The sequence below is a fragment of the Streptomyces sp. NPDC050658 genome, assembly GCF_044457025.1.
GTDB lineage: Bacteria > Actinomycetota > Actinomycetes > Streptomycetales > Streptomycetaceae > Streptomyces.
The window spans coordinates 53,944-76,126 of the sequence record NZ_JBITGM010000011.1 but is presented as its reverse complement, the minus strand read 5'-3'; the positions used below and the strand labels follow the sequence as shown (position 1 = coordinate 76,126).

The window sequence follows — 22,183 nt, the reverse complement described above, 5'->3', positions numbered from 1 at the left end:
CGCCACGGTCCTGACCCGCGCCGGATCGACTTCACGGCCGGGCGCGGCAGTGTCGTCGTCGCCGTCTCCATCGGGCTGTGCCTGATGGTGCTCGCGGCGCTCGGCCTGTCCGGAAGCGGGACCGGCCGGCTCCTGTCGTGGATCGTCCAGTCGGTCGTCTTCGTGCTCGGGTGCCTGATCATGCCCAGCGAGGTGTTCCTCGTCCGGGGCATCAGGTCGGCCTTCGGCAAGGCCGATGATCCGGCGCTGCGGAGCATCGATGTCGCCGCCTTCGTCGATGCCGCGGTGCGCACCCAGCCCGCCTGGACCCGTCCGGTGATCGCCGTGCGGTTCGGGCTGGCGACGGTGGGTTCACTGCTGATCGTCGTCTTGCTGGCGGTGCCGTCGGCGAACTCCTACTTCGCCTGAGCCGATGGGTCGTTCATGCCGCTCATGCCGCTCACGCCGTCCGCGCCGTCCGCGCCGTTCGTACTGTTCGGCCGCTCACTGCGTGAAGCGGCCGAACCTGCCCCGGTGGAACAGCAGGGGATCGCCCCCGGACTCGCCCTCGTCGCTGGTCCCGAGGGCGTCCACCCTGCCGACCACGATCAGGTGGTCGCCGCCGGTGTGCACGGCCTGGATCGTGCAGTCGATCCAGGCCGGTACGCCGGCCAGCCGGGGCGAGCCCGTGACCGGCGCCGCCTCGTACGCCACCCCCGCGAACTTGTCGGCCCCGCTGACCGCGAAGCCGCGGCACAGCTCGCCCTGGTCCGCGCCCAGGACGTTCACGCAGAAGACGCCCGCGCGGGCGATGCGCGGCCATGTCGTCGACGTGCGCGCGACCATGAACGAGACGAGGGGCGGGTCGAGGGAGAGGGAGGAGAAGGACTGGCAGGCGAATCCGGCCGGGCCCGGTTCGCCTTCTTGCGCGGGTGCCGTGACAACGGTCACGCCGGTCGCGAAGTTCCCGAGCACGCGCCGGAATTCGCCCGGATCGAGGGGTGCCCGCTCGTCGTCGCCGACGGCCCGCAGCGCGGGGCGCGGCAGGGCCTCGACCGGGCCGGTGGTGGTCGGCGCTCCGACCGACCTGAGGTATCGGACGGCGGTGGCCGCCATCCCAGCGTGTCCCATCACACCAGCCATTGAAGCTGACGGACCGTCAGATGGGAAGGGTGCGGAGGGTGCCGCATCGGGGGTTCCGGGGGCCGCGTATCTTCACGCCATGAAGTGGGGGGACGTACGGGAATCCTGGGACCGGGCGAGCGTGACGGCCGCCGCGGCGGCGAGCGCCGGGCAGCTCCCCGTGGCGGCCGTGACCGCCTTCGTCCTCTCCCTGGACGACGACAGCTACGGAACGGGCTACGGCGGCGCCTTCGGCCTGGCCTGCATCGCCCTCTTCCTGCCGCTGCTGCTCCCGCTCCTCGGCCTGATCCACGCGTGCGTGCAGCCACTTGTGGGCCTCTCGCTCGGCCACGCGGCAGCCCGTGGGGTGCGGCGCGGCCCGGAGTGGGCCTGGATGCTGGGCGCGCAGCTGGTGCCGGGCGCGGGGTGGGGGCTCTTCTCGCTTGCCGTCGGCGGTCCCTTCGTAGAGGTCGCGCTGTGGGCGGCGGTGAGCGGTGTGCTGCCCTCGCTGGCCGTGGCGTACTGGCGCGGACGCGTGGCACGCACGCGTGGCGGCCAGCTGGCGCCGGTGCGGATGCGCAGGATCTGGGTCCGGTCGGGGCTCGCGTCGGCGGCCCTGTGCGTGGCACTCCTGGGTGCCGCCTTCCTGGGTACAGTGACGGGCCTCATCAAGGAGTACGAGCCTCCGCGGCTCAGCGCCGGGCAGCTGGCCGGGGAGTGGCGGGACGAGGACGACGGCGAGGTGGTGCTGCGGCTGCGGGCGGACGGCCGTGTCGACCTCGCCCTGGACGCCGACGACCCCGCGCGCTGCGAGAGCACCGGCAGGTGGACGCAGGACGTCGACTCGGACGACGGCCGCCCCGTCGTAGCCATAGAGACCGACGGCTGCGGGGGCAGGGAACTCTGGACGATCGGCGGCACGGAGGAGGACCCCGAGCTGTATGTGACGTCCGGGGACCCGGATGCTCCGGAGATCGAGATCCTGGTGAAGGGCTGAAGGGCTGAAGGGCTGAAGGGCTGAAGGGCTGAAGGGCTGACGGGCCGTACTCGCACGTGGCCTACGCCCGCGCTCGCCCCTACACCGCCTCCAGGACCCACCTCTGGGTGTTCGAGCCGGTCCACTCGACCAGGAGGATCTCCGGGGCCTCGTCGCCTCCCGGCAGGTCGAGCACGATGTCGGAGCGGGGGCTGCGGATGCGGACCGTGCCCTCGTCGACGTACTCGATGAGCCAGGACGTCGGGGTGTTGTGTGAGCCGAGGCGGGGCGGGAAGAGGCGGGACGCGCGCTGGCCCACGTAGGCCTCGCCGAGCGTGCTCTTGATCGTGCACTCGTTCTCGCCCGGCTCGGTCTCGCCGTCGCCGGCATAGGCGGCGACCTCCCACTGCTGGCTCGGCGCCTTGCTGGCGATGGCGCCGATCACCGGCACGTTCGGGCCGACGTCGGCGTCGACCAGCTCCATGTACAGACCGCTGGCGTCGTTCCGGAAGAGATGGACGCCCTGGGGCAGGCTGGTGGCCATGTGCCCTCCTAGGTCGGGTCGGCGGTCACCTTTGACCTCAACATAGGAGCCGTCACGGCGGCGTCAACGCCCTTCGTACGTCGGGGAACGCCGCTCGACGAAACTGGCCACGCCCTCGTTCGCGTCCGCCGTCGTCATGTTGATCTCCTGTGCCGCGGCCTCCGCGGCGAAGGCGGTCGCACGGTCCGACTCCAGGGCGGCGTTGACCAGTTGCTTGGTCATCGCGATGGCCCGCGTCGGCCCCGTGGCCAGGCGTTCCGCCCAGGCGCGGGCGGTCTTCTCCAGTTCGTCGGCGGGTACGACGCGATTGACCAGACCCATTCGTTCCGCGTCCGCGGCCGGCAGCGCGTCCCCGAAGAACATCAGCTCCTTCGCCCGCTGAGGCCCGACGAGACGGGGCAGGAGGTACGCCCCGCCGCCATCGGGAACCAGCCCGCGCCGCACGAACACCTCGATGAACTTGGCGGGTTCGGCGGCGATGACGAGGTCGCAGGCGAACGCGAGGTGCGCGCCGATGCCGGCCGCGGTCCCGTTCACGGCAGCGATCACCGGCTTCTCGCAGTCGAGGACGGCCGCGACGAGACGCTGCGCGCCGAGCCGGATGGTGCGGGCGACGTCACCGGGCACCCGCTCCCCGCCGCTCCGGGGCGCTCCCCGCAGGTCGGCGCCGGCGCAGAACCCCTTGCCGGTGGCGGTGAGGACGACGGCACGCACGGCGGGGTCGGCGGAGGCCTCGCCGAGCAGCGAGATCACGCGTTCCCGCTGGTCCCAGGTGACGGCGTTCATGGCGTCGGGCCGATTGAGAGTGATCCACGAGACGCCGTTGTCAGTGGCGTGCAGTACCAATGAGTCGAGGGGATCGGGAGAAGTGCCGGGAGAGGTGTCGGGAGAGGTGTCGGGGGAGGAAGTCATGGGGGTACGCAATCCGTTTCGTCGCCGGGTAATCGGGTGGGTGGACGGGAGAAGATCGCCGCGAGGCGGCGGCTTGAGGAACGACGGCTCACCGGCAGACGGCCAACGCGTCCAGCGCGACGGCCCCCTGCCCCCTGGGCAGCACCATCAGCGGATTGATGTCCAACTCCGCCAGCTCGTCCCCCAGTTCAAGCGCCATCCGCTGCACCCGCAGCACGACCTCGACCAGCGCGTCGACGTCGACCGGCGGCGCCCCCCGGACGCCGTCGAGCAGCGCACGCCCCCGCAGCTCGGAGAGCATCGCCGCGGCCTGGGACTCCCCGAAGGGCGGCACCCGCACGGCCACGTCCCGCAGAACCTCCACCAGCACACCCCCGAGCCCGACCGTCACCGTCGGCCCGAACAGCTCGTCCTGCGTCACGCCCACCACCATCTCGACGCCCCGCTCCACCATCTGGCAGACCAGGACGCCGTCCAGCGCGATGCCCTCGTAGCGGGCGATGTCGGTCAGCTCCCGATAGGCGTCCCGCACCTGGCTCGCGGAGGTCAACCCGACCTTCACCAGGCCCAGTTCGCTCTTGTGGGCAAGCCGCGCCCCGGACGCCTTCATCACCACGGGGTAGCCGACGAGCCCCGCGGCGCGCACCGCGGCCGCCGCGCTGGTCACCAACTGCTCGCGGGGCACGCGAATCCCGTACGCGCGCAGCAACTGCTTCGCCGCGTGCTCGCTCAGCTGCTGGCCCGACCGCATCAGGGCCTGCGCCTTGCGGAAGGAGGGCGAGGCCGTGCGGGGCGCGTCGGCGAAGGGGGAGCGGTAGCCGGACGTGAAGCGGTGGTGGTCCAGATAGGCGCGCACCGCCGTGATGCAGTTGGCGAAGGTGCGGAAGGTGGCGACGCGCGACGAGCCGAGCAGCGTCGTCCGGTAGGCCTCCTCCGTGCCCACGGGCGAGCCCCACACCACGCACACCAGCTTGTCGGTCTGCTCCGCCGCGTCCACCAGGTCCTGCGCGAGCTTGTCGCTCATGGGAGGAAAGGGCCCGGTGATGGGACAGATCAGCACCCCCACCTCCGGATCGTCCAGGATCGCGTCGATGATCTTCCGGCCGCGCCAGTCGCCGACGGGATGCCCGCCGTTGTCGACGGGGTTGGCGACGTTGAGATAGTCCGGAATCCACTGGTGCAGTTCGGCCTGCTTGGCCTCCGGGAGCGTGGGAAGCCGCAGCCCCGCCTCGGTGGCCAGGTCCGAGAAGTGCGCGCCCGTGCCGCCCGAGATCGAATAGACGACGACGCCGTCGGCCTGCGGAGCCCGCGCCCGCGCGAGGAGGGCGGAGGTGTCCTGCAGCTCGTCGAGCCCGTCCACGCGGATCACGCCGTACTGCCGCATCGCCGCGTCGACGACCGCGTCGGCCCCGGTGAGCTTGCCGGTATGTGAGGCGGCCATCTTGGCCCCGGTCTCGGTGCGCCCGACTTTCACGGCGACGACGGGCACGCCGTGCCGGGCGGCCCGGTCGGCGGCGAGCAGGAAGGAGCGGCCGTCCTTGAGGCCCTCGACGTAACAGGCGATGGCCCCGACCTCGGGCTGCTCGGCGAAGTAGGAGATGAAGTCGGCGGTCTCCAGGTCGGCCTCGTTGCCGGTGGGCGCCCAGTGGGAGAGCCGGATGCCGAGTTCCTGGAGGGTGAAGACGGGCCGGCCCTGGTGGCCGGACTGGGTGATGAGGGCGATCGCGGGGCCGTCCAGGTCGTCGCGGAACTTCTCGAAGGCGTTGAGGTTGGTGTTCGGCCCGAGCAGCCGGAGCCCGGAGCGCTCGACGGCGGCGGCGAGCCGGGCCTGGGCGGCGGCGCCCTCCTCCCCGGTCTCGGCGAATCCGGAGGCGAAGGCGACGGCGAACTTCACCTTGGACTCGGCGAGTTCCTCGATCACGGGCAGCGGATCGCTCACCAGGAGTACGGCCAAATCGACCTGTTCGGGCAGGTCGGCGACCGAAGGGAAGCAGCGTATGCCGAAGACGGACTGACGGGTGGGGTGCACCGGATGCAGCCGGGCACCGCCCCGCTCGGCCCAGGCGATGAGCTGGCGCGTGATGCCGGTGTTCGGCCGCCCCTCGGCGTCCGAGGCGCCGATGACGGCGACCGACTCGGGCCGGAAGAACCGGTCCAGGTCCGGTACGTCCACGTGCAGCGGGCGGCCGCTGACGTCCAGGTCGTCCGCCGTGGCGGCCTGCCCGTGGACAGCCGGTGCCGGTGCTTCGCCGCAGGCCACAACACGCGCGCGGCGGGGGTCGGTGGTGAAGGTGCCGTATGTCGATCCAAGCATCGGTCCGCCCCGCTCCCGTGTGACAGCAACTCAACTGACGCACAGTCAGATTACTGAACTGACGCTGTGTCAGGAAAGGGTTGGGGCGGCCCTTTAGAGGTACCCCGGTTCACACGGGTGCTATTCCGTCCCGGGGGTTTCGGCGGATTGGGGGTGGGTGGTATCGGCCATCGGGGCGCTGCCCCGCGGGGCTATCTCCTCGCCACCGCCTTCGCGATCTTCTCCGCGTCCATGGCCAGTTCTCGGAGCATGCCGCTGATGGGGTTGGTGAAGCCGGTGAAGTACAGGTCCGGTGCGAATCGGGAGGTCCGTGCGCCGTGGACGAGAGGGCGGCCCCGCTCGTCGAGTACGCCGAGCTCGCCGACGAGGGGTTCGAGCGCGCGGCGGTAGCCCGTCGCGGCGATGACCGCCTCGGGTTCGATGCGGGTGCCGTCGGCGAGGACGACCTTGCCGTCCTCGAAGGACTCGACGGCGGCGACCGGCTCGACCCGGCCCTTGCGCACGGCGTCGATCAGGCCGACGTCCTGCACCGGGATCGCGCCCTCGTTGACCCGCGAGTACAGGCCCGTGTCCGGCCGCGGCAGCCCCTGCTCGGCCAGGTCGGGCACGCTCACCTTGGCGAGCGGGCGCGCGATGCGGTCCACGACGGACACCGGCAGCCTGCGGCACAGGATGCCGGAGAGCTGCGCGGGCCAGCCCGCGGTGGAGCGGCGGACGATGTGCGGCACGGTGCGCACCGCGAGCCGGACGCGCGCGGCACCGCCCTCGACGAGGTCGACGGCGATCTCGGCGCCGGTGTTGCCGACGCCCACGACCAGGACGTCCTTGCCCGCGTAGGGGCCGGGTGCGCGGTAGGCGCTCGCGTGCAGGAACTCGCCGGTGTAGGTGTCGCGGCCGGGCCAGTCGGGGGTACGGGGGGTGTGGTTGTAGCCGGTGGCGACCACGACCGCGCTGCCGGTCAGCTGCCGGCCGCCGGTGGCGTGCAGCAGCCAGCCGTCGTCGCCGGGCGCCCGCTCCAGGCGGGTCACCTCGACGCCGGTGACGGTCTCCAGGCGGTGGAACTCGGCGTATTTCTCCAGGTAGCGGAGCACGTTGTCACGTGCCACCCAGCGTCCGAAGGCGCGCGGTATCGCGAGCCCCGGCAGTCCGGAGAGCCGGCGTGTGGTGTGCAGCCGGAGGCGGTCGTAGTGCCCGCGCCAGGAGGCGCCGACCCGGTCGGACTTCTCGAGCACGACCGCGCGGACGCCGCGGGCGCGCAGGGCGGCGGCCACCGAGAGTCCGCCGGGTCCGCCGCCGATGACGTACACGGGGCGGTCTTGGTGGGGCGCCAGTGGGGGAGTGGAGTCGGACATGGACCTGAGAGTAATCAGATGGTCACTAGATGGGGGACGGCCAAGCCCCAAACCGGTTGCGAATTGATCACGGGTGTACGGGTCGGGTGCACATCTTGCGCATGGCACTCCCATGCGCTGAACTGACGTACCGTCAGAAACGTATCCGGAGAGACGGACCCGGAAGCGCATCCCCGTCCGGAGTGGAGAGGCACGGCATGGACACGATCTGGCTCACCGGCGCCGAATGGCTGGCCGTGCTCCGTATAGGCCTCGGCCTGTGGTGGCTGGAGAGCTGGCGGCACAAGGACAAGAAGGGCTGGTTCGAGCGCGGCACGGGCATCGCCTGGGCGGCGGACGTCGCGTCGAAGCACAAGTGGAACGCGGTCCGCAGCGGCTTCGACACGGTCGTCAAGCCCCGCCCCAAGACGATGGCGTACATCGTCGTCTACGCCGAACTCGCCCTGGGCCTCGGCCTGATCGTCGGCTTCCTCACCCCGATCGCCCTGGTCGGCGGCCTGCTCCTGAACCTCCTCTATCTCGTCCTCATGATCCACGACTGGGCCGAGCAGGGGCAGAACGCGATGATGGCGCTGATCTCGCTCGTGGCCCTCTTCGCCATGTCCTGGCAGTCGTGGTCCATCGACAACGCGATCGGACTGTTCTGATGACACTCCCGGCGAGCACGGACCCCCGCTTCGACCTCCCCGAGCCCGACGCCTTCACCCGCCCCTACTGGGACGCGGCCGCCGACGGCCGCCTCCTGATCCGCCGCTGCGGGCCGTGCGGCAAGGCGCACCACTATCCGCGCGAGTTCTGCCCCCACTGCTGGAGCGAGGACGTCACCTGGGAGCCGGCGAGCGGCCGGGCCACCCTCTACACCTGGTCGGTGGTGCACCGGAACGACCTGCCGCCGTTCGGCACCCGCGTCCCGTACACCGCCGCCGTCGTCGACCTCGCCGAGGGCCCGCGCATGATGACGGAGGTCGTCGACTGCCCGGCGGAGGAGCTGCGGATCGGGATGCGGCTCGAGGTCGCGTTCCGGGAGGCGGGGCAGTTCATGGTGCCGGTGTTCCGGAGCGTGGCGCAGGAATTCGACAGCGCGCCGTAGGAATTCGACAGCGCGGCGCAGAAGGACAGCGCGGCGCAGGAATTCGATTCCGTCTCCCGACCCTCGCGGGAGACCATGGCCCATGGACACGCATACACACCCGCCGCATCCGCCGCATCCGCCCGCCCGCTGGCAGTTGACCTCCGACCTGGACGAATTCCGCACCCGCGCCCAGGACTTCCTGCACTCCGCGCCCGCCGAGCACACCGCCCTGCTCACCGTCACCGACATGCTGCACACACGAGGGCTCCATCTGTACGGCGACGAGGACCCGCTCTTCGGCTTCCGCGCCGACGGTGACGGAACCGTCAGCGGCGCCTTCCTGTGGACCCCGCCGCACGTCGTCGCCCTGAGCCCGCTCGCCCCGCTCGCCGACGCCTCCGCGGCCGACGAACTGGCCGAGGCCCTCGCCGCCGCGGGACACCGTCCGGCCGGCGTCGGCGCCGAGGAGGCCACATCGGCCGCGTTCGCTCAGGCCTGGCAGCGTCGCACGGGGGCCGCCGCCACCGTCGCCGTCCGCCAGCGCCTGTACCGCCTGGGCACGCTCACCCCGCCCGAGCCCGCCCCGGAAGGCGCCGCACGCGTCGTCACGGCCGCCGACCGGGACCTCCTGGTGCGCTGGCACGGCGAGTTCCACGAGGCCGTCGGCGGCCACTCGGCGATGAGCGCGGAGGAGTGGGCCGACACCCGCATCGCGTACGGCGGCGTCACCCTCTGGGAAACCCCCGACGGCACCCCGGTGGCGATGGCCGGCAACACCCGCCGCGTCGCGGGACAGATCCGGGTCGCCCCCGTCTACACCCCCGCCGACCTGCGCGGACGCGGCTACGCGGGCGCGGTGACCGCCGCGGTGAGCCGGGCCGCGCTGACGGCGGGGGCGGACGAGGTGCTGCTCTTCACGGACCTCGCCAACCCCACGAGCAACGGTCTGTACCAGCGGATCGGTTACCGCCCGGTGCGGGACTTCATGCTGTACGACTTCAAGGGATAGCCCCGGGCCGACGAAGACGGCGCCGACGGCTCAGGGCCTCAGGACCTCAGGACCTCAGGACCTCAGGGCCAGAGCAGCTCCCTGGCCCAACTCCCGTCCTTCTCCCGGCGGTACAGCACCCGCACATGCCGCCGCCGCGCGTCGCCCTGGAAGAACTCGACCTCCTCCGGGTCGAGGACGTACAGCGTCCAGCTCGGCGCCGGCGCGTCCGGTTCGGCCTGCGCGCGCTGCCAGGCCGCCGCACTGGCGGCGACCAGATCCTCGTACGAAGGAAGCACCTCGCTCTGCCGCCCGACCAGCGCGGAGGCGAGCGCGCCCGGCGAACGGCGTGCGAGATCGGCGCGGCTCTCGGCGGGGCCCGCCGCCGTGACCCGGCCGCGCACCCGCACCTGGCGGCCCTGCGCGGGCCAGTAGAAGCCGAGCGCCGCCTCCGGACGGGCGGCGAGCTGGCGGCCCTTGGCGCTGCCCGCGTGCGAGGCGAAGTGCCAGCCGTCCGCGTCGGCGTCGTGCAGCATGATCGTCCGTACGTCGGGCCGTCCCGCGGCGTCGGCCGTGGCGAGGCTCATCGTGTGCGGCTCCACCTGCCCCGCCCGCGCGACCTCCACGAACCACTCCCAGAAGAGGGGGAGCGGTTCGGCGGGCGCGGCTTCCGGGGCGAAGGCGGGCAGTTCGGTGTCCCACACCTTGAGGGTGCGCAGGAGAGAGCGGCCCTGGGACTCTGGGTTGTCGGTCATCCGGCGAATGTAGGTGAACGCGGGCGCCCGGTGAGGTCTAGGTGGTGTTCGTGAGGGCGCCGGTCGTACCGAGGTCCTTCCAGACCCCCTCCTCCTGCCGTTCGATCCAGACGGGCCCGCGGCTGTCACCGGGCCGCCCCCGCAGGTCGAAGGGCCCGTCGAGGCCCGCCACCCGCGCCTCCAGCAGGGCGGCCCAGAACGTCTCGCGGGGCAGGGACATCGGGTCGTCCGACTGCTCGGAACCGTCGGACGTCACGGCCTCCAGCGCCTCGGCGACGGCGGTGGCGGCCTGGTGGAGCTCCAGGGCGCCCGGCAGATGGGAGAGGTCCAGGTCCGTGATCCGGTCGCACCAGTCGGCGTTCGGCTTCGCGCAGTCGGAGCGGCGTACTTCGGCGGAGAGGTAGCGGTAGCGCAGGGTGCCGGGCGGCGGATCGGGCATGAACTCGGCGTCGGTCAGCGGGCCGCAGGTGCCCCATGCCGTGTCGGGGCGGGTGATGACGGTGCCCCTGAAGCCCTTGTCCGCCAGCTCCTTGGCGTAGTCGGCGGCGTCGTTCGGCCGAACGTTCAGGAAGACGGCATCGGGGCGGTGCTTCAGGAGCTGCCCCTTGAGGCGGGTCGCGTCGTAGTCGACGACGAGATCGGCGGCGCGGCTGCCCTGGCCGCCGACGTTCACCGTCTCGGACATGACGCGCGAGGTGGTGCGGAGATCGTGGTTCTCGCCCTCGTCGCTGTTGCTGTCCGCGCCCAGCTCCGGATCCTCCAGGACGAGCAACCTCCGCCTGTCCAGGGCGTCGTAGAGATACCGGCCCACTTCCTCTGCCCGCTGCTCCGGGCTGGGGGCGAGGCCGACCTGGCGGTACGACGCGTCGGAATCGGCCCCGGCCCACTCGCAGGTGCTGACCGCCGGGATGTCCGGATGCACGGCGAGGGTCAGACCGTCGGTTTCTCCGATGACCGCGATGAGGCCGGGGTACTCGTCGACCAGGTCATCCAGTACGTCGTTGCTGTCGCTGTCCCGGTCCATCTCGACCCCGACGACCTTGACCGGCAGGGGGTAGCGTCCGCCGCCGCGCACGAGACGGTCCACGAGGTGGACGGCGGAGTCGTTGGCGGTGCTGCCTCCGTCGTCCCTGTAGGCGACGGCGACGACGAACTCGTCCGGACGGCTGCCCTCGGAGCGGGGACTGCCGGAGGAGCCGGAACTCGCGTCGTCGCCGGAGAAGTTCGCGGAGAGGCCCAGTGCTCCGAGGACGACTACGACTCCGAGGCCGACGAGGCTGCTTAGAGGGCGGTGGGGGCGGTGGGGACGGTGGGGGCGGAGTGCTGGGCGGCGTGGTTTGGGTGGGGTGACGCTTTTGGGCTTGGGCTTGGGCTTGGGCTTGGGCTTGGGCTTGGGCTTGGGTTTGAGGGCGGGGCGAGGTTGCGAGGGGTCCGGCTTGGGCTTGGGCTGGGGTGACGGCGGGAGCGGCGTTGGCGTCGGTGGGGCGGAGGGAGTGTTCCGGAGAGCTGTGATCCGCTCGGCGACGGCCTTCGCGTCCGGTGGCCGGTCCGCCGGGTCCTTGGCCATCAGGTCGAGGACGAGGCGCTCCACGTCGGCGGACAGCTCGGCCCGTGCGCGCGAGGGGCGCAGGGGGTCGTCGTGCAGGTGGTTGTACATGACGCCCGCCGCCGGTCCGGTGAACGGCGTTCGCCCGACGAGGAGTTCGTACAGGACGCACCCGAGTGCGTACAGGTCGATGCGTCCGTCGCCCCGCTCCTGCCGGAACTGTTCCGGTGCCATGTAGAGCACGCTGCCGATCGGCATGCGTCCGGTGCCGGTGAGCCGTGACGCGGCTTCCGCGCCCGCGAGGAAGGTGGCGATGCCGAAGTCGAGGATCTGTACGACGCCGTCGTCACGGAGCATGAGGTTCGCGGGCTTGATGTCACGGTGCACGACGCCGGCGCGGTGCGCGGTGGTGAGTCCCGCGCAGATCTGCACGGCCCAGTCGAGGGCGCGGTCCACCGGTATCCGCCCCTGCTCGCGCAGGGCCCGCTCCAGGGTCCGCCCGCCGACCAACTCCATGACCAGGTACGGGGTTTCATCGACCGCCCCGTGATCGAAGACCGTCACGATGTGCGGGCTGCTGAGCCGGGCCGCGGCGCGGGCCTCGCGCCGGAAGCGGGCCAGGAGTTCGGCGCGGTCGGCGGCGTCGATGTCGGCCGGGGGTGCGAAGACCTTGACGGCCACCTCCCGCCCCAGGCTCTCGTCCAGGGCACGCCAGACCTCGCCCATGCCTCCGGCGGCTATGGGGTCCAGCAGTCGGTACCGCCGGTTCAGCAGGGTGCCCCGCATGCGAGGGAGCGTAGCTGTGGAGCGGGGGGCTCAGTACCCTGCGGCTACGAGTGCGTGAAGCCTTCTTGTGCGCTTCTGTCCGCGGGTGCGTCGTGGCTGGTCGCGCAGTTCCCAGCGCCCCTGCGGGGCGCTGTCACCGCCCCAGCACCACCGTCCCCGACGAACAGAACCAACCCCCCGTCCCCGAAGCCACCGCCAGCTCCGGCAGCGTGCCGTCCCGGCGGAGGACCTGACGCCCCTCACCCGCCTCGCCTCGCAGCTGACGTACCGCCTCCACCAGGAGGAACAGGCCGCGCATTCCGGGGTGTTGGGCGGAGAGGCCGCCGCCGTCCGTGTTGGTGGGGAGGTCGCCGTCGCGGAGCAGGCGGCCCTTCTCCACGAAGGAACCCCCTTCCCCCTTCTCGCAGAAGCCGAGGTCCTCCAGCGTCACCAGCGTCATATAGGTGAACGCGTCGTAGATCTGCGCGAGGTCCACGTCGGCCGGCGAGACCCCCGCCCGCTCGAACGCCAGCCGCCCGCTCACCGCCGCCGGCGAGACGGTGAAGTCGTCCCACTCGGACATCGTCGTGTGGGAGACGTGCTCGCCCGCGCCGAGCACCCACACCGGCGCGGACGCGCAGTCGGCCACGTACTCCTCCGCGGCGAGCAGCACCGCGCAGCCGCCGTCGGAACGTATGCAGCAGTGCAGCTTGGTGAAGGGGTCCGCGATCATCGGGCCGCTCAGCACCTCGTCCACCGTGATCGGGTCCCGGAACATCGCGTCCGGGTTCGTCGCCGCGTTCGCCCGCGCCTGTACCGCCACCGAGGCGAGCTGCTCCAGCGTCGTGCCGTACTCGTGCATGTGGCGGCGCGCGGCCATCGCGTACTTGGAGATCAGGGAATGCCCGTACGGCACCTCGAACTGCAGCGGGCCCCGCGCGCCGAACGACAGGTTCGACGTACGCCGCCGCGCCTTGATGTCCGCGCGGGCGGTCGACCCGTAGACGAGGAGCACCGCGTTCGCCCGCCCGGCGGCTATCGCCTCCGCCGCGTGTGCGGCCATGACCTCCCAGGTGGAGCCGCCGACGGAAGTGGAGTCCACCCAGCGGGGTTTGAGCCCGAGGTACTCGGCGACCTCGACGGGCGCCAGCGTGCCGAGGCCCGCGGACGCCATGCCGTCGATGACGTCGCGGCCGAGCCCGGAGTCGGCGAGCGCGCGGCGGGCGGCCTGGGCGTGCAGGGCGTAGGGCGTGGCCTCGTCGACCCGCCCGCAGTCGGAGAGGGCGACACCGACGACGGCGACCTTGCGCCCGGTGTTCTTTCGCCCGGTGCTCTTGCGTCCGGTGCTCTTGCGTTCAGCGCTCTTACCGGTGGAAGCGGCGACAGTTGCGGCAGCGTCAGCAGGCATGAATCTGACGGTACATCAGATTCGCCACTTCGGACGGTCCGGACGGATCCCGCGTCCCCGCTCTGTGCATATCACCCCCACCGTCCTAACATGACGGCCCGTCAGATCGGAGTCCGGCCCGCACCGGACCCCGGGGAGGAGCCTGCCGATGGACGCCGCCTTCAGTGCGGAGCAGGACGAGATGCGCCGCACCCTTCGCGAAGTGATCACCAAACGCTGCGGTCCCGACGAGGTCAGGGCCGCGGTCCGCACTCCGGCCGGCCATGACTCCGCGCTCTGGTCCGCCCTCGCGGAACAGCTGGGACTGCCGGGCCTCGCCCTTCCCGACGCGTACGGCGGAGTCGGCTGCACCACCGCGGAACTCGCTCTTGGCTGCGAGGAATTGGGCCGGGCGCTCGCGCCCACCCCGCTCCTCGCCACCGCCGTCCTCGCCGCCCCGCTGCTCCTCGCTCTCGGTACCGACGAGCAGCGCGCCGAGCATCTGCCCGGCATCGCGGCGGGCGAGCGGACCGCCGCGTTCGCCGTCCCCGGCAGCGGACTCGCCACGGCCCTCGGTCTGGTCGGCGACAACTCCGGGGACTGGTCGGGTGGCGGTCGCGCCGGCGGCGTACAGGCGCGGTTCTCCGAAGGGGCGTGGCGGCTGTACGGGCAGGCCGAGCAGGTGCTCGACGGGCACAGCGCGGGTCTGCTTGTCGTGGCCGCGCACGCGGGCGGCTTCGCCCGCTCCCGCACGCTTCTCTTCCTCGTACGGGAAGGCGCGGACGGCATGGTGCGGGCGCGGCAGACCGCGCTCGACGAGACCCGGACCCAGGCGCGCGTCGAACTGCGCGATGTGGAGGCCGAGTTGCTGGGGACCGACGAGGCCGATGTGCCGGGCGCGCTCGCGGCCGTGGGGGACGTCGCGGCCACCGTCGTCGCCGCCGAGGCGGTCGGCGCCGCGGACCGGGTCCTGGAGCGGACCGTCGAATACGTACAGGAGCGCGAGCAGTTCGGGCGGGCGATCGGCTCCTTCCAGGCGGTCAAGCACCGCCTCGCGGGTGTCTATGTGCAGGTGCAGGCGGCGCGTTCGGCGGCGTACTACGCGGCGTGGGCGTCCGGCGCGGAGGCGGCCGGGTTCGGCGGACAGGGCGCCGAACGGGCGGGCGGGCTCGCGCTCGCGCAGGGCCTGGAGGCGCTGCGGACCGCCGCCTCGGAGGCGGTGCAGCTGCACGGCGGCATCGGCTTCACGTGGGAGCAAGAGGCGCAGCTGTACTTCAAGCGGGCGTCCAGCGACGAGCTGCTCTTCGGCCCCGCGCACCGGCTGCGGGCACGGGCGGCCGAACGGGCGGGCCTCTTCGAGGGCGGCGAGGTCATGGGCGAACCCCGCCTCGGAGAGGCCGTCTGATGCCCCCCGGCCTGCGCCTGATCCAGAAGGTGTCGTCCACCCGGACCTTCGCGAAGCTCGCGCCGCACTTCATCCCGGCGATGGACCGCACGGTGCACCGCCTCACCAAGGGCAAGGTGCTGCTCAGCGCGAAGATGCTGCCCGGCGTCGTCCTCACGGCACGCGGCGCGAAGAGCGGAGTGCCCAGGCGTACGCCGCTGGCCTGCATGCCCGAGAAGGACTCCGGCGGCTGGATCCTGATCGGCTCCAACTTCGGACGTCCCGGACACCCCGCGTGGACGGCCAATCTGCTGGCCAACCCGGACGCGGACGTCAGCTGGCAGGGCCGGGACATCCCGGTGCGGGCAAGGCTGTTGGAGGGGGAGGAGCGGGCGGCGGCATGGCAGGCGGTGCTGGCCTTCTGGCCGCCGTACGCCACGTACCAATCGCGGGTGACCCGGGAGATACGCCTGTTCCGCCTGGAGGAACGGGACTGAAGGTGCCGAGTGCCGAGGCGCGGGTACCACAGCGGCGGATCACTCGGGTGATCCGCCGCTGTGGTTGACAGGAAAAGGGACGGGAGCCCCGCAGGGGCTACTTCGCCGGCTTCTTGCCCGTCACACCCAAGTGCACCAACAGCGCCAGATTCGGCTTGAGTTCGGCCTGCTTGACGCCCCACGTCTGGAAGCCCCGCTGGTGCGAGGCGACCGCGGCGAGCATCGCGACGATGGAGCCCGCCATCGCGGCGGGGCTGACGTCCTTGTCGACCTTGCCCTTGGCCTGGAGCTCCTTCACGGTGTCCGTAAGGGAGTTGTTGACCGAGTTCAGGATCTTCATGCGGATCTTGTAGAAGCGCTTGTCGCCCTCGGCGGCGCCCAGATCGACGACCCGGAGGATCGCGTCGTTCCTGCGCCAGAAGTCGAGGAAGCCGTCGACCAGCTCCTGTGAGGTCTGCCAGCCCGCCTTGCCGACCCAGGAGCGGCCGTCGAGGAGCTTGGTCAACTCCGCCCCCTCGGTGGCCATTTGTTCCGCGATCTCCAGGACGGCGCCCTCGACGTCCGGGAAGTACTGGTAGAAGGTCGCGGGTGAAGTCCCCGCCTTCCGGGCGACGTCGATGACTTTGACGTCCCGGTAGGGCGAGGAGCTGAGCATCTCGCTGAGGCAGTCGAGCAGCTTCTGACGCGTCGCCTGACCGCGCCGACCGGCCACGCGGCCGTCGACGGTACGTACCTGTCCTGTCATGCCGTCAGCTTACCGAGGGGTGATCGGAGCGCGATTCGGCCGAGTGCAAATGGGGTTGCGGGCGGTATTGAGGGCGCTTCGCGCGCGGTGCCGGCACCCTTTCGGACTTTCGGGGCGCCGTCTCCGCGCCCCCACCCCGGAGACGGTTTCAAGCCGCCCTCATATCGATCACATATTCGAATCGAACGTCTCTGACGCATCCCCTTCTCCTTCCGACTCTTCTCACGTCTCCTTTGTCCCGAGACACCCCGATCCCGCCCCGGGTTCGCAACCGTCGCCCCGGACAGGAAGAATCAGGGTGCGTGCCGCCGTAGCGGCTCGGTGGTGAGACGCTGCACGGGGCCGCTCGATACGGTGCCCGCGTACGGGGAGGTGGCAGGGCAAGTGGTGGATCAGCTGACGCAGCACGATCCGAGGCGGATCGGCCCGTTCGAGGTGCTCGGCCGGCTCGGGGCCGGAGGCATGGGCCTTGTCTACCTCGCGCGCTCCGCGTCGGGTCGACGTGTGGCGATCAAGACGGTCAGGACCGAGCTCGCCGAGGACCAGCTGTTCCGTGTCCGCTTCACGCGCGAGGTCGAGGCCGCACGGGCGGTGTCCGGTTTCTATACGGCCGCTGTCGTGGACGCCGATCCGCGCGCGGCCGTGCCGTGGCTCGCGACGGCGTACGTGCCCGCGCCCTCCCTCGAAGAAATAGTGAATGAGCACGGGCCGCTGCCCACCCAGGCCGTGCGCTGGCTCGCGGCGGGCGTCGCCGAGGCCCTGGAGTCCATCCACGGTGCCGGTCTGGTCCACCGCGACCTCAAGCCGTCGAACGTACTCGTCGTCGAGGACGGCCCCCGCGTCATCGACTTCGGCATCGCGTCCGGCGTCTCCAACACCCGCCTGACCATGACGAACGTGGCCGTGGGCACCCCCGCGTACATGTCGCCCGAGCAGGCGAAGGACTCCCGCAGCGTGACCGGCGCGAGCGATGTCTTCTCGCTCGGTTCGATGCTCGTCTTCGCCGCGACCGGCCACGCGCCCTTCCATGGCGCGAACCCCGTCGAGACCGTCTTCATGCTGCTCCGGGAAGGCCCTGACCTGGAGGGACTCCCGGACGAGCTGCGTCCGCTGATCGAGACGTGCATGCAGATGGAGGCGGCCCTGCGGCCCAGCCCCGCCGACCTCCAGGCCCAGCTCGCCCCGCACCTCTTCGCCTCCGAGAGCGAGGACGGCGACAGCGGCACGGCCTCCGCGTGGCTGCCCGAGCGGGCCGTCGCCCTCATCGAGGCCCGCAGGGGCGGCCGCCCGCCCGCGCGGGTCCCGGCGTCCTCCTCCGGCAGGAGCGGCGGCCGGAGCGCCGCTGCCCCCGCCCCCGCCGCCTCCGTCGCGGCCCCGCAGCCGCCGCACGCGCCGCCCGTACCGCCGACCCAGCCGCCGCAGCTCGGCGGCGCGCCCGACGCGGGGCCGGTGCGGCTCGCCGGGGCGAAGGTGCCGATCGGTCCCGGCCCCCGCGTCGCCGACGCCCGTGCCGCCGCCGTGGCCGCGCCGCCCGCCGAGGCGGGGCTCGCCGCGTCCTGGTCGCGGTCCAAGGCCGCCGCGAACGGCGCCGACCCCGTGGTGCCCGCGCCGGCCGTCGCGCCGGACTCCGGTGCCGCCTGGCGGCCCTGGCGGTTCCGGATGTCCAACGACGTCTGGGGCACGCCCGCCGTCGCCGGGAACCTCGTCTACGTCACGTCCTTCGAGGTGCACGCGCTCGACGTGGGCACCGGCCGCCGCAGCTTCAAGACGCGGGACGTCGCCTGGTCCATGGCGGTCGCCGACGGACGTATCCACGCGTCCGACGGCCCCACCCTCTACGCGCTCGACGGCGCCGACGGCTCGGACCTGTGGCGCCTCCCCACCGACGCCTGGGTGTACTCCCTGCACGCCGACCGGGGCACCGTCGTCACCGGCACCCGCGGCGGCGGCGTACAGGCCTGGGAGGCCGCGAACGGCGAGAAGCTCTGGGAGATCACCGGGGCGCAGACCGACTTCGAGACCCCCGAGGCGGGCCCCGTCATCCACGACGGCACCGTCTACGTCTGGCAGAACGCCCGCCTGCGCGCCCTGGAGGCCCGCACCGGCGACGAGCGCTGGTCGTACCCGATCGGCGACGCGGCGTCCTGCGGCGGCGTACCGGTCCGGCTGACCCAGGCCGAGGACGGCTACGTATACGTGTCGGCCGGTACGCGCGTCCTGGCGATCGACGTCGCGGGCGGCCACGTCCGCTGGCACTTCGAGGCGCCCGCCGTCTTCCTCTGCCCGCCGGCGTTCGCGCCCGGCCCCGCGGTGACCGGCGGCGGCGTGTATCTGGCCGACTACCTCGGCACCGTGTACGCCCTCGACGCCACCGACGGCCGCGACCGCTGGCGCATCGCCACCGAGTCCCGCGCGTCGATCGAGCCGGTGCTCGTCGCCGACGGCCACGTCCACGTGGGCAGCGGCAAGGGCCTCTACACGCTGGACGCCGTGACCGGCACACCGAAGTGGCGCTTCCAGGCGGGCGGCGAGGTCGTCGGCACGCCCGTCGTCGCCGACCGGCGCATCCACTTCGGCTCGACCGACCACCTGCTGTACACGCTCAAGGCCGACGACGGCCGCCTCCGCTGGAAGCTCGCCACGGGGGGAGAGATCACCGGGGCGCCGGTCGTGCGGGACGGCGTCGTGTACGCGTGCAGCAAGGACCGCTGCGTGTACGCGCTGGACGCCGAGCGGGGAACGGGGACGGCCCGCTCCTGAGGAGGGGCCGCGCATGCCCTGAGACGGCCGTCGTACCAGGGTTGGAAGGGGCTAGACGGCGGCCGTCGCCAACACGGAGGGCGAAGGGGCGGGCCGAGGGCGGTGCGGACCGTGCCCGGGCACCTCTCACCTGCTCTCCACGACCGACGCTACGCCGACTGGCCCACCCCCGCCACGTGACGCACAAGCGGCACGCTGGTCCCATGACGCACCGGCTGGGCCCCCTCCGTCGGCGGATCCGCCCCCTACCTCGGCCTGCGCGCCCGCTGCGGCGCCTCCCGCGGCTGTACGTACGTCCAGCCCGCCGCCGACTATGCCGCCCTCGCGGTCGCCCCCGGCCTGCTCCAGGCGCGCGGCCGGATCCGCCGCGGCCGCGAAGGAGGCGATCGCCGGACTCGATCCGGTGAATGTGCGGGCCGGGGTGGACGCGGGCCAGGGCCTGCTGATCCCGTCCGGACGCCGCGCTGCGGCAGGATTACCGCGTACGGAAATCACCGCGTACGGAAATCACCGCGTACGGAAATCACCGCGTACGGAAATCACCGCGTTCGGAAGTCGGCTGTCCGGGAGGTGAAGAGTCCCGCCTGGCGTTCCGGCGGAAGATTGCCGAGGGCGATGAGGTGCGGGGCCTGGGCGAGGGCGTGCGCGCGGGCGGCCTCGCGCGCCGACCAGAGCGCGCGGACGGTACCCTGGACGGCCTCGGTCGGCTGGGCGGCGATGGCTTCGGCGGCCTGGGTGGCGGCGGCCAACAGGCCGTCCGCCGAAGCCAGTTCGGAGACGAGCCCGGTTTCGTACGCCCGTCGCGCCGAGAGGCGTTCCGCCGATCCCGTCAGGGACATCCGGGCGACCTCCCCGTACGGCATCCGCTGGGCCATGAGGATCGACTCGTAGGCGCTGACCATGCCGTACGTGGTGTGCGGATCGAAGAACGTCGCGTGCTCGGCCGCCACGACGAACTCCGCCTCGCCGAGCAGATAGAACGCCCCGCCGCAGGCCATCCCGTTGACGGCGGCGACGACCGGCTTCCAGAGGTCGTTGGCCTTGGGGCCGATGGTGAGGAGCGGATCGTCCATGGAATAGGGGGAGTTGGGCTGCCGAACGTCCGTGTCGCGGTCGATTCCGGTGCAGAAGGCCTTCTCCCCGGCGCCGGTGAGGACGATCGCCCGTACGGTGTCGTCGAAGCGGAACTCCCGCCAGGTGGCGCTGAGTTCGGCCGCCGTCTCGACGTCGATCGCGTTGTGCCGCTCAGGGCGGTCGAGGGTGACGACCGCGACGCCCGTCTCGTTGTCGGTCCTCGTCCGCAGGCTCACGGCCGCTCCAGGAGCCAGCGCGGCATCGCGATCCCGTTGACGTCGGTGAAGGCGATCTGGACCTTCGCGCCGATGCGGAGGCGCTCGGGGTCGACGGAGTCCAGCGGGGCGTCGGGGGAGGTGACGAGATTGCCGACCAGGCGGATGCGGGGGGCGTCGGCCAGTTCGACGATGATCGCGTTGTACGGGGCGTGTTCCGCGTACGCGGGAAGCAGGGGCGGGTGCGGGCGGACGTAGGACCAGATGCGGCCGCGGCCGGACATCTTGCGCCACTCGCTGTCGAAGGACTGGCAGTGGGGGCAGCAGGGCCTGGGCGGGAACCGGAGCTCGTCGCAGGCGGTGCAGGCCTGTATGCGGAGTTCGCCTCGGGCGGCGTACTCCCAGAAGGGGGCGCCGTCTTCGTCGATGGTGGGGCTCAGCAGGGGCTCGGTCGTCGTCGGGTCTGCCATGTGAGGTCCTTTTGTGGGTGCGGGTCTGTTCGTGGCCGGTCGCGCGGTTCCCCGCGCCCCTACGGGGCGCGCAACAGGAGTGCCGACGTCGGCACTCCCTCCCCCGCCGTCACCAGACAAGTGGCCGCATCCGGGACCTGCGCCGTGCTGGTCCCCCGCAGTTGCTTCACGCCCTCGTTGATCAGGTTGAAGCCGTGGACGTAGGCCTCGCTGAGGCCGCCGCCGCCCGTGTTGATGGGGAGGCGGCCGCCGCTCTCCAGTGCGCCGCCCTCCGTGAAGGCGCCGCCCTCGCCGCGCCCGCAGAAGCCGTAGCCCTCCAGGGAGAGCGGGATGAGCGGGGTGAACGCGTCGTAGATCTGCGCCACGTCGACGTCCTGGGGCCCGAAGTCCGCCTGCTTCCACAGGTGTCGGGCGGCGGTCCAGGCGGGCCCGGTCAGCGGGTCGTCGTTCCAGTAGTTGACCATCCCGTGGTGCTGCGCGGGCAGACCCTGGGCGGCCGAATGGACGTACACGGGCTTCTGCCGGCAGTCCCGCGCCCGCTCGGCGGAGACGATGACGCACGCCAACGCACCATCCGTCTCAAGGCAGTTGTCGAAGAGGCAGAGCGGTTCGCTGATCCAGCGCGAGGACATGTACATCTCGCGGGTCAGGGGGCGTTCGTACATCATCGCGGCGGGATTCTGATTGGCCCGATTCCTGCACGCGAGGGCGACGTTGAAGAGGTGGTCGCGGGTCGCGCCGTACTCGTGCATGTAGCGGCGGGCGAGCATGCCGATCTCGTCGGCCGGGCGGAGCAGGCCGAAGGGGCGGGTCCACTGGCCGGGGGTGGGGAGCTGGACGGCGGTGTTCTTCCAGGGGCGCGGTCCGCTGCCGCGCTTGCGGGAGCGCCAGGCGATGCCGACGCTCGCCTGGCCGGTGGCGACGGCGGCGGCGAGATGGGCGACGGTGGCGCAGGAGCCGCCACCCCCGTAACCCACCTTGCTGAAGAAGGTGACGTCTCCGGCGCCGATGGCCTTGGCGACCTCGACCTCGTCGGTCTCCTCCATCGTGTACGAGGCGAACGCGTCGACCTCGGACGGTGCGATGCCCGCGTCGTCGAGCGCGGCGACGATGGCGCGGCACGCCAACGTCTTCTCGTCCTCGGGCAGTTGTTTCGCGAACGCGGTCTGTCCGATCCCGACTATCGCTGTAGCGTCTTTGAGTGAAGCCATGGGCACGGCACCTCCGCGAGTGGCGAGGCCCCAGGGCTTCGCCATACGTCGTCCCGACTGCTGACAGCGCGTCAGGCTACAGCTAATCTGACGGAGTGTCAGCTACCGAGTCAGC

Annotated in this window: 20 protein-coding genes; 8 read left to right on the top strand and 12 right to left on the bottom strand. The window is 71.9% G+C overall.

Annotated elements, in window-relative coordinates; translation table 11 throughout:
* The first annotated feature begins 84 nt into the window (after window positions 1–84).
* Window positions 85–408 (top strand): hypothetical protein, encoded by a 324-nt coding sequence (locus ACIBKX_RS31460; RefSeq protein WP_363269892.1) that lies wholly within the window; start codon window positions 85–87, stop codon window positions 406–408.
* 75 nt (window positions 409–483) lie between these two features.
* On the opposite strand, the gene ACIBKX_RS31455 is transcribed toward ACIBKX_RS31460, so the two are convergent.
* The gene (locus ACIBKX_RS31455) at window positions 484–1,110 is read right to left on the bottom strand and encodes a flavin reductase family protein (protein WP_399376697.1); all 627 of its coding nucleotides are present in this window, start codon (window positions 1,108–1,110) and stop codon (window positions 484–486) included.
* Between the two features lie 91 nt (window positions 1,111–1,201).
* On the opposite strand from ACIBKX_RS31455, the gene ACIBKX_RS31450 reads away from it, so the two are divergent.
* Window positions 1,202–2,098 carry a hypothetical protein gene (locus ACIBKX_RS31450; RefSeq protein ID WP_363269895.1) on the top strand — a complete coding sequence of 299 codons (897 nt, stop codon included), beginning with the start codon at window positions 1,202–1,204 and terminating at the stop codon, window positions 2,096–2,098.
* Window positions 2,099–2,177: 79 nt separating this feature from the next.
* On the opposite strand, the gene ACIBKX_RS31445 is transcribed toward ACIBKX_RS31450, so the two are convergent.
* The 4 genes from ACIBKX_RS31445 to ACIBKX_RS31430 form a co-directional block, all read right to left on the bottom strand.
* Complete coding sequence (locus tag ACIBKX_RS31445) at window positions 2,178–2,621, bottom strand: RICIN domain-containing protein (RefSeq protein ID WP_363269897.1); 444 nt, start codon at window positions 2,619–2,621, stop codon at window positions 2,178–2,180.
* 63 nt (window positions 2,622–2,684) lie between these two features.
* Complete coding sequence (locus ACIBKX_RS31440) at window positions 2,685–3,533, bottom strand: enoyl-CoA hydratase-related protein (protein ID WP_363269898.1); 849 nt, start codon at window positions 3,531–3,533, stop codon at window positions 2,685–2,687.
* 88 nt (window positions 3,534–3,621) lie between these two features.
* Window positions 3,622–5,847, bottom strand: a complete 2,226-nt coding sequence (locus ACIBKX_RS31435; RefSeq protein ID WP_363269899.1) for an acetate--CoA ligase family protein — start codon at window positions 5,845–5,847, stop codon at window positions 3,622–3,624.
* A gap of 191 nt (window positions 5,848–6,038) precedes the next feature.
* The gene (locus tag ACIBKX_RS31430; protein ID WP_363269900.1) at window positions 6,039–7,199 is read right to left on the bottom strand and encodes an NAD(P)/FAD-dependent oxidoreductase; all 1,161 of its coding nucleotides are present in this window, start codon (window positions 7,197–7,199) and stop codon (window positions 6,039–6,041) included.
* A 197-nt stretch (window positions 7,200–7,396) separates the two neighbouring features.
* Here ACIBKX_RS31430 and ACIBKX_RS31425 point away from each other — a divergent pair, with 197 nt between their 5' ends.
* The 3 genes from ACIBKX_RS31425 to ACIBKX_RS31415 all read left to right on the top strand — a co-directional run bounded on the left by ACIBKX_RS31425 (window position 7,397) and on the right by ACIBKX_RS31415 (window position 9,280).
* Window positions 7,397–7,846, top strand: a complete 450-nt coding sequence (locus tag ACIBKX_RS31425; protein WP_363269901.1) for a DoxX family protein — start codon at window positions 7,397–7,399, stop codon at window positions 7,844–7,846.
* Window positions 7,846–8,289, top strand: coding sequence for a Zn-ribbon domain-containing OB-fold protein (locus ACIBKX_RS31420; protein ID WP_363269902.1), 444 nt, complete (start codon window positions 7,846–7,848; stop codon window positions 8,287–8,289). The genes ACIBKX_RS31425 and ACIBKX_RS31420 overlap by 1 nt, the downstream gene beginning before the upstream one ends.
* 82 nt (window positions 8,290–8,371) lie before the next feature.
* Window positions 8,372–9,280 (top strand): GNAT family N-acetyltransferase, encoded by a 909-nt coding sequence (locus ACIBKX_RS31415; protein ID WP_363269903.1) that lies wholly within the window; start codon window positions 8,372–8,374, stop codon window positions 9,278–9,280.
* A gap of 62 nt (window positions 9,281–9,342) precedes the next feature.
* On the opposite strand, the gene ACIBKX_RS31410 is transcribed toward ACIBKX_RS31415, so the two are convergent.
* From ACIBKX_RS31410 to ACIBKX_RS31400, 3 genes are all read right to left on the bottom strand, one after another.
* A complete protein-coding gene (locus tag ACIBKX_RS31410) occupies window positions 9,343–10,014 on the bottom strand; it encodes a pyridoxal 5'-phosphate synthase (protein ID WP_363269904.1) in 672 nt (223 codons plus the stop codon).
* A 37-nt stretch (window positions 10,015–10,051) separates the two neighbouring features.
* On the bottom strand, window positions 10,052–12,346 hold the full coding sequence (locus ACIBKX_RS31405) for a serine/threonine-protein kinase (protein WP_363269905.1): 2,295 nt from the start codon (window positions 12,344–12,346) through the stop codon (window positions 10,052–10,054).
* Between the two features lie 133 nt (window positions 12,347–12,479).
* Window positions 12,480–13,733 carry a thiolase C-terminal domain-containing protein gene (locus tag ACIBKX_RS31400; RefSeq protein ID WP_363269906.1) on the bottom strand — a complete coding sequence of 418 codons (1,254 nt, stop codon included), beginning with the start codon at window positions 13,731–13,733 and terminating at the stop codon, window positions 12,480–12,482.
* Between the two features lie 148 nt (window positions 13,734–13,881).
* Here ACIBKX_RS31400 and ACIBKX_RS31395 point away from each other — a divergent pair, with 148 nt between their 5' ends.
* A complete protein-coding gene (locus ACIBKX_RS31395) occupies window positions 13,882–15,117 on the top strand; it encodes an acyl-CoA dehydrogenase family protein (protein ID WP_363269907.1) in 1,236 nt (411 codons plus the stop codon).
* Window positions 15,117–15,593, top strand: coding sequence for a nitroreductase family deazaflavin-dependent oxidoreductase (locus ACIBKX_RS31390; protein ID WP_363269908.1), 477 nt, complete (start codon window positions 15,117–15,119; stop codon window positions 15,591–15,593). The genes ACIBKX_RS31395 and ACIBKX_RS31390 overlap by 1 nt, the downstream gene beginning before the upstream one ends.
* A gap of 97 nt (window positions 15,594–15,690) precedes the next feature.
* Here ACIBKX_RS31390 and ACIBKX_RS31385 read toward each other — a convergent pair whose 3' ends face one another.
* Window positions 15,691–16,338 (bottom strand): TetR family transcriptional regulator, encoded by a 648-nt coding sequence (locus tag ACIBKX_RS31385; protein WP_363269909.1) that lies wholly within the window; start codon window positions 16,336–16,338, stop codon window positions 15,691–15,693.
* Between the two features lie 384 nt (window positions 16,339–16,722).
* Here ACIBKX_RS31385 and ACIBKX_RS31380 point away from each other — a divergent pair, with 384 nt between their 5' ends.
* A complete protein-coding gene (locus ACIBKX_RS31380) occupies window positions 16,723–19,098 on the top strand; it encodes a serine/threonine-protein kinase (protein ID WP_363269910.1) in 2,376 nt (791 codons plus the stop codon).
* A 539-nt stretch (window positions 19,099–19,637) separates the two neighbouring features.
* On the opposite strand, the gene ACIBKX_RS31375 is transcribed toward ACIBKX_RS31380, so the two are convergent.
* Genes ACIBKX_RS31375 through ACIBKX_RS31365 form a run of 3 tightly spaced genes read right to left on the bottom strand, consistent with a single transcriptional unit; the run spans window position 19,638 to window position 22,068 of the window.
* On the bottom strand, window positions 19,638–20,408 hold the full coding sequence (locus tag ACIBKX_RS31375) for an enoyl-CoA hydratase/isomerase family protein (protein WP_363269911.1): 771 nt from the start codon (window positions 20,406–20,408) through the stop codon (window positions 19,638–19,640).
* Window positions 20,405–20,857: an OB-fold domain-containing protein gene (locus ACIBKX_RS31370; protein ID WP_363269912.1), complete on the bottom strand. Its 453-nt coding sequence runs from the start codon at window positions 20,855–20,857 to the stop codon at window positions 20,405–20,407. The genes ACIBKX_RS31375 and ACIBKX_RS31370 overlap by 4 nt, the downstream gene beginning before the upstream one ends.
* 59 nt (window positions 20,858–20,916) lie before the next feature.
* Entirely contained in the window at window positions 20,917–22,068 is a 1,152-nt protein-coding gene (locus tag ACIBKX_RS31365) for a lipid-transfer protein (protein ID WP_363269913.1), read from the bottom strand.
* Window positions 22,069–22,183: the final 115 nt, after the last annotated feature.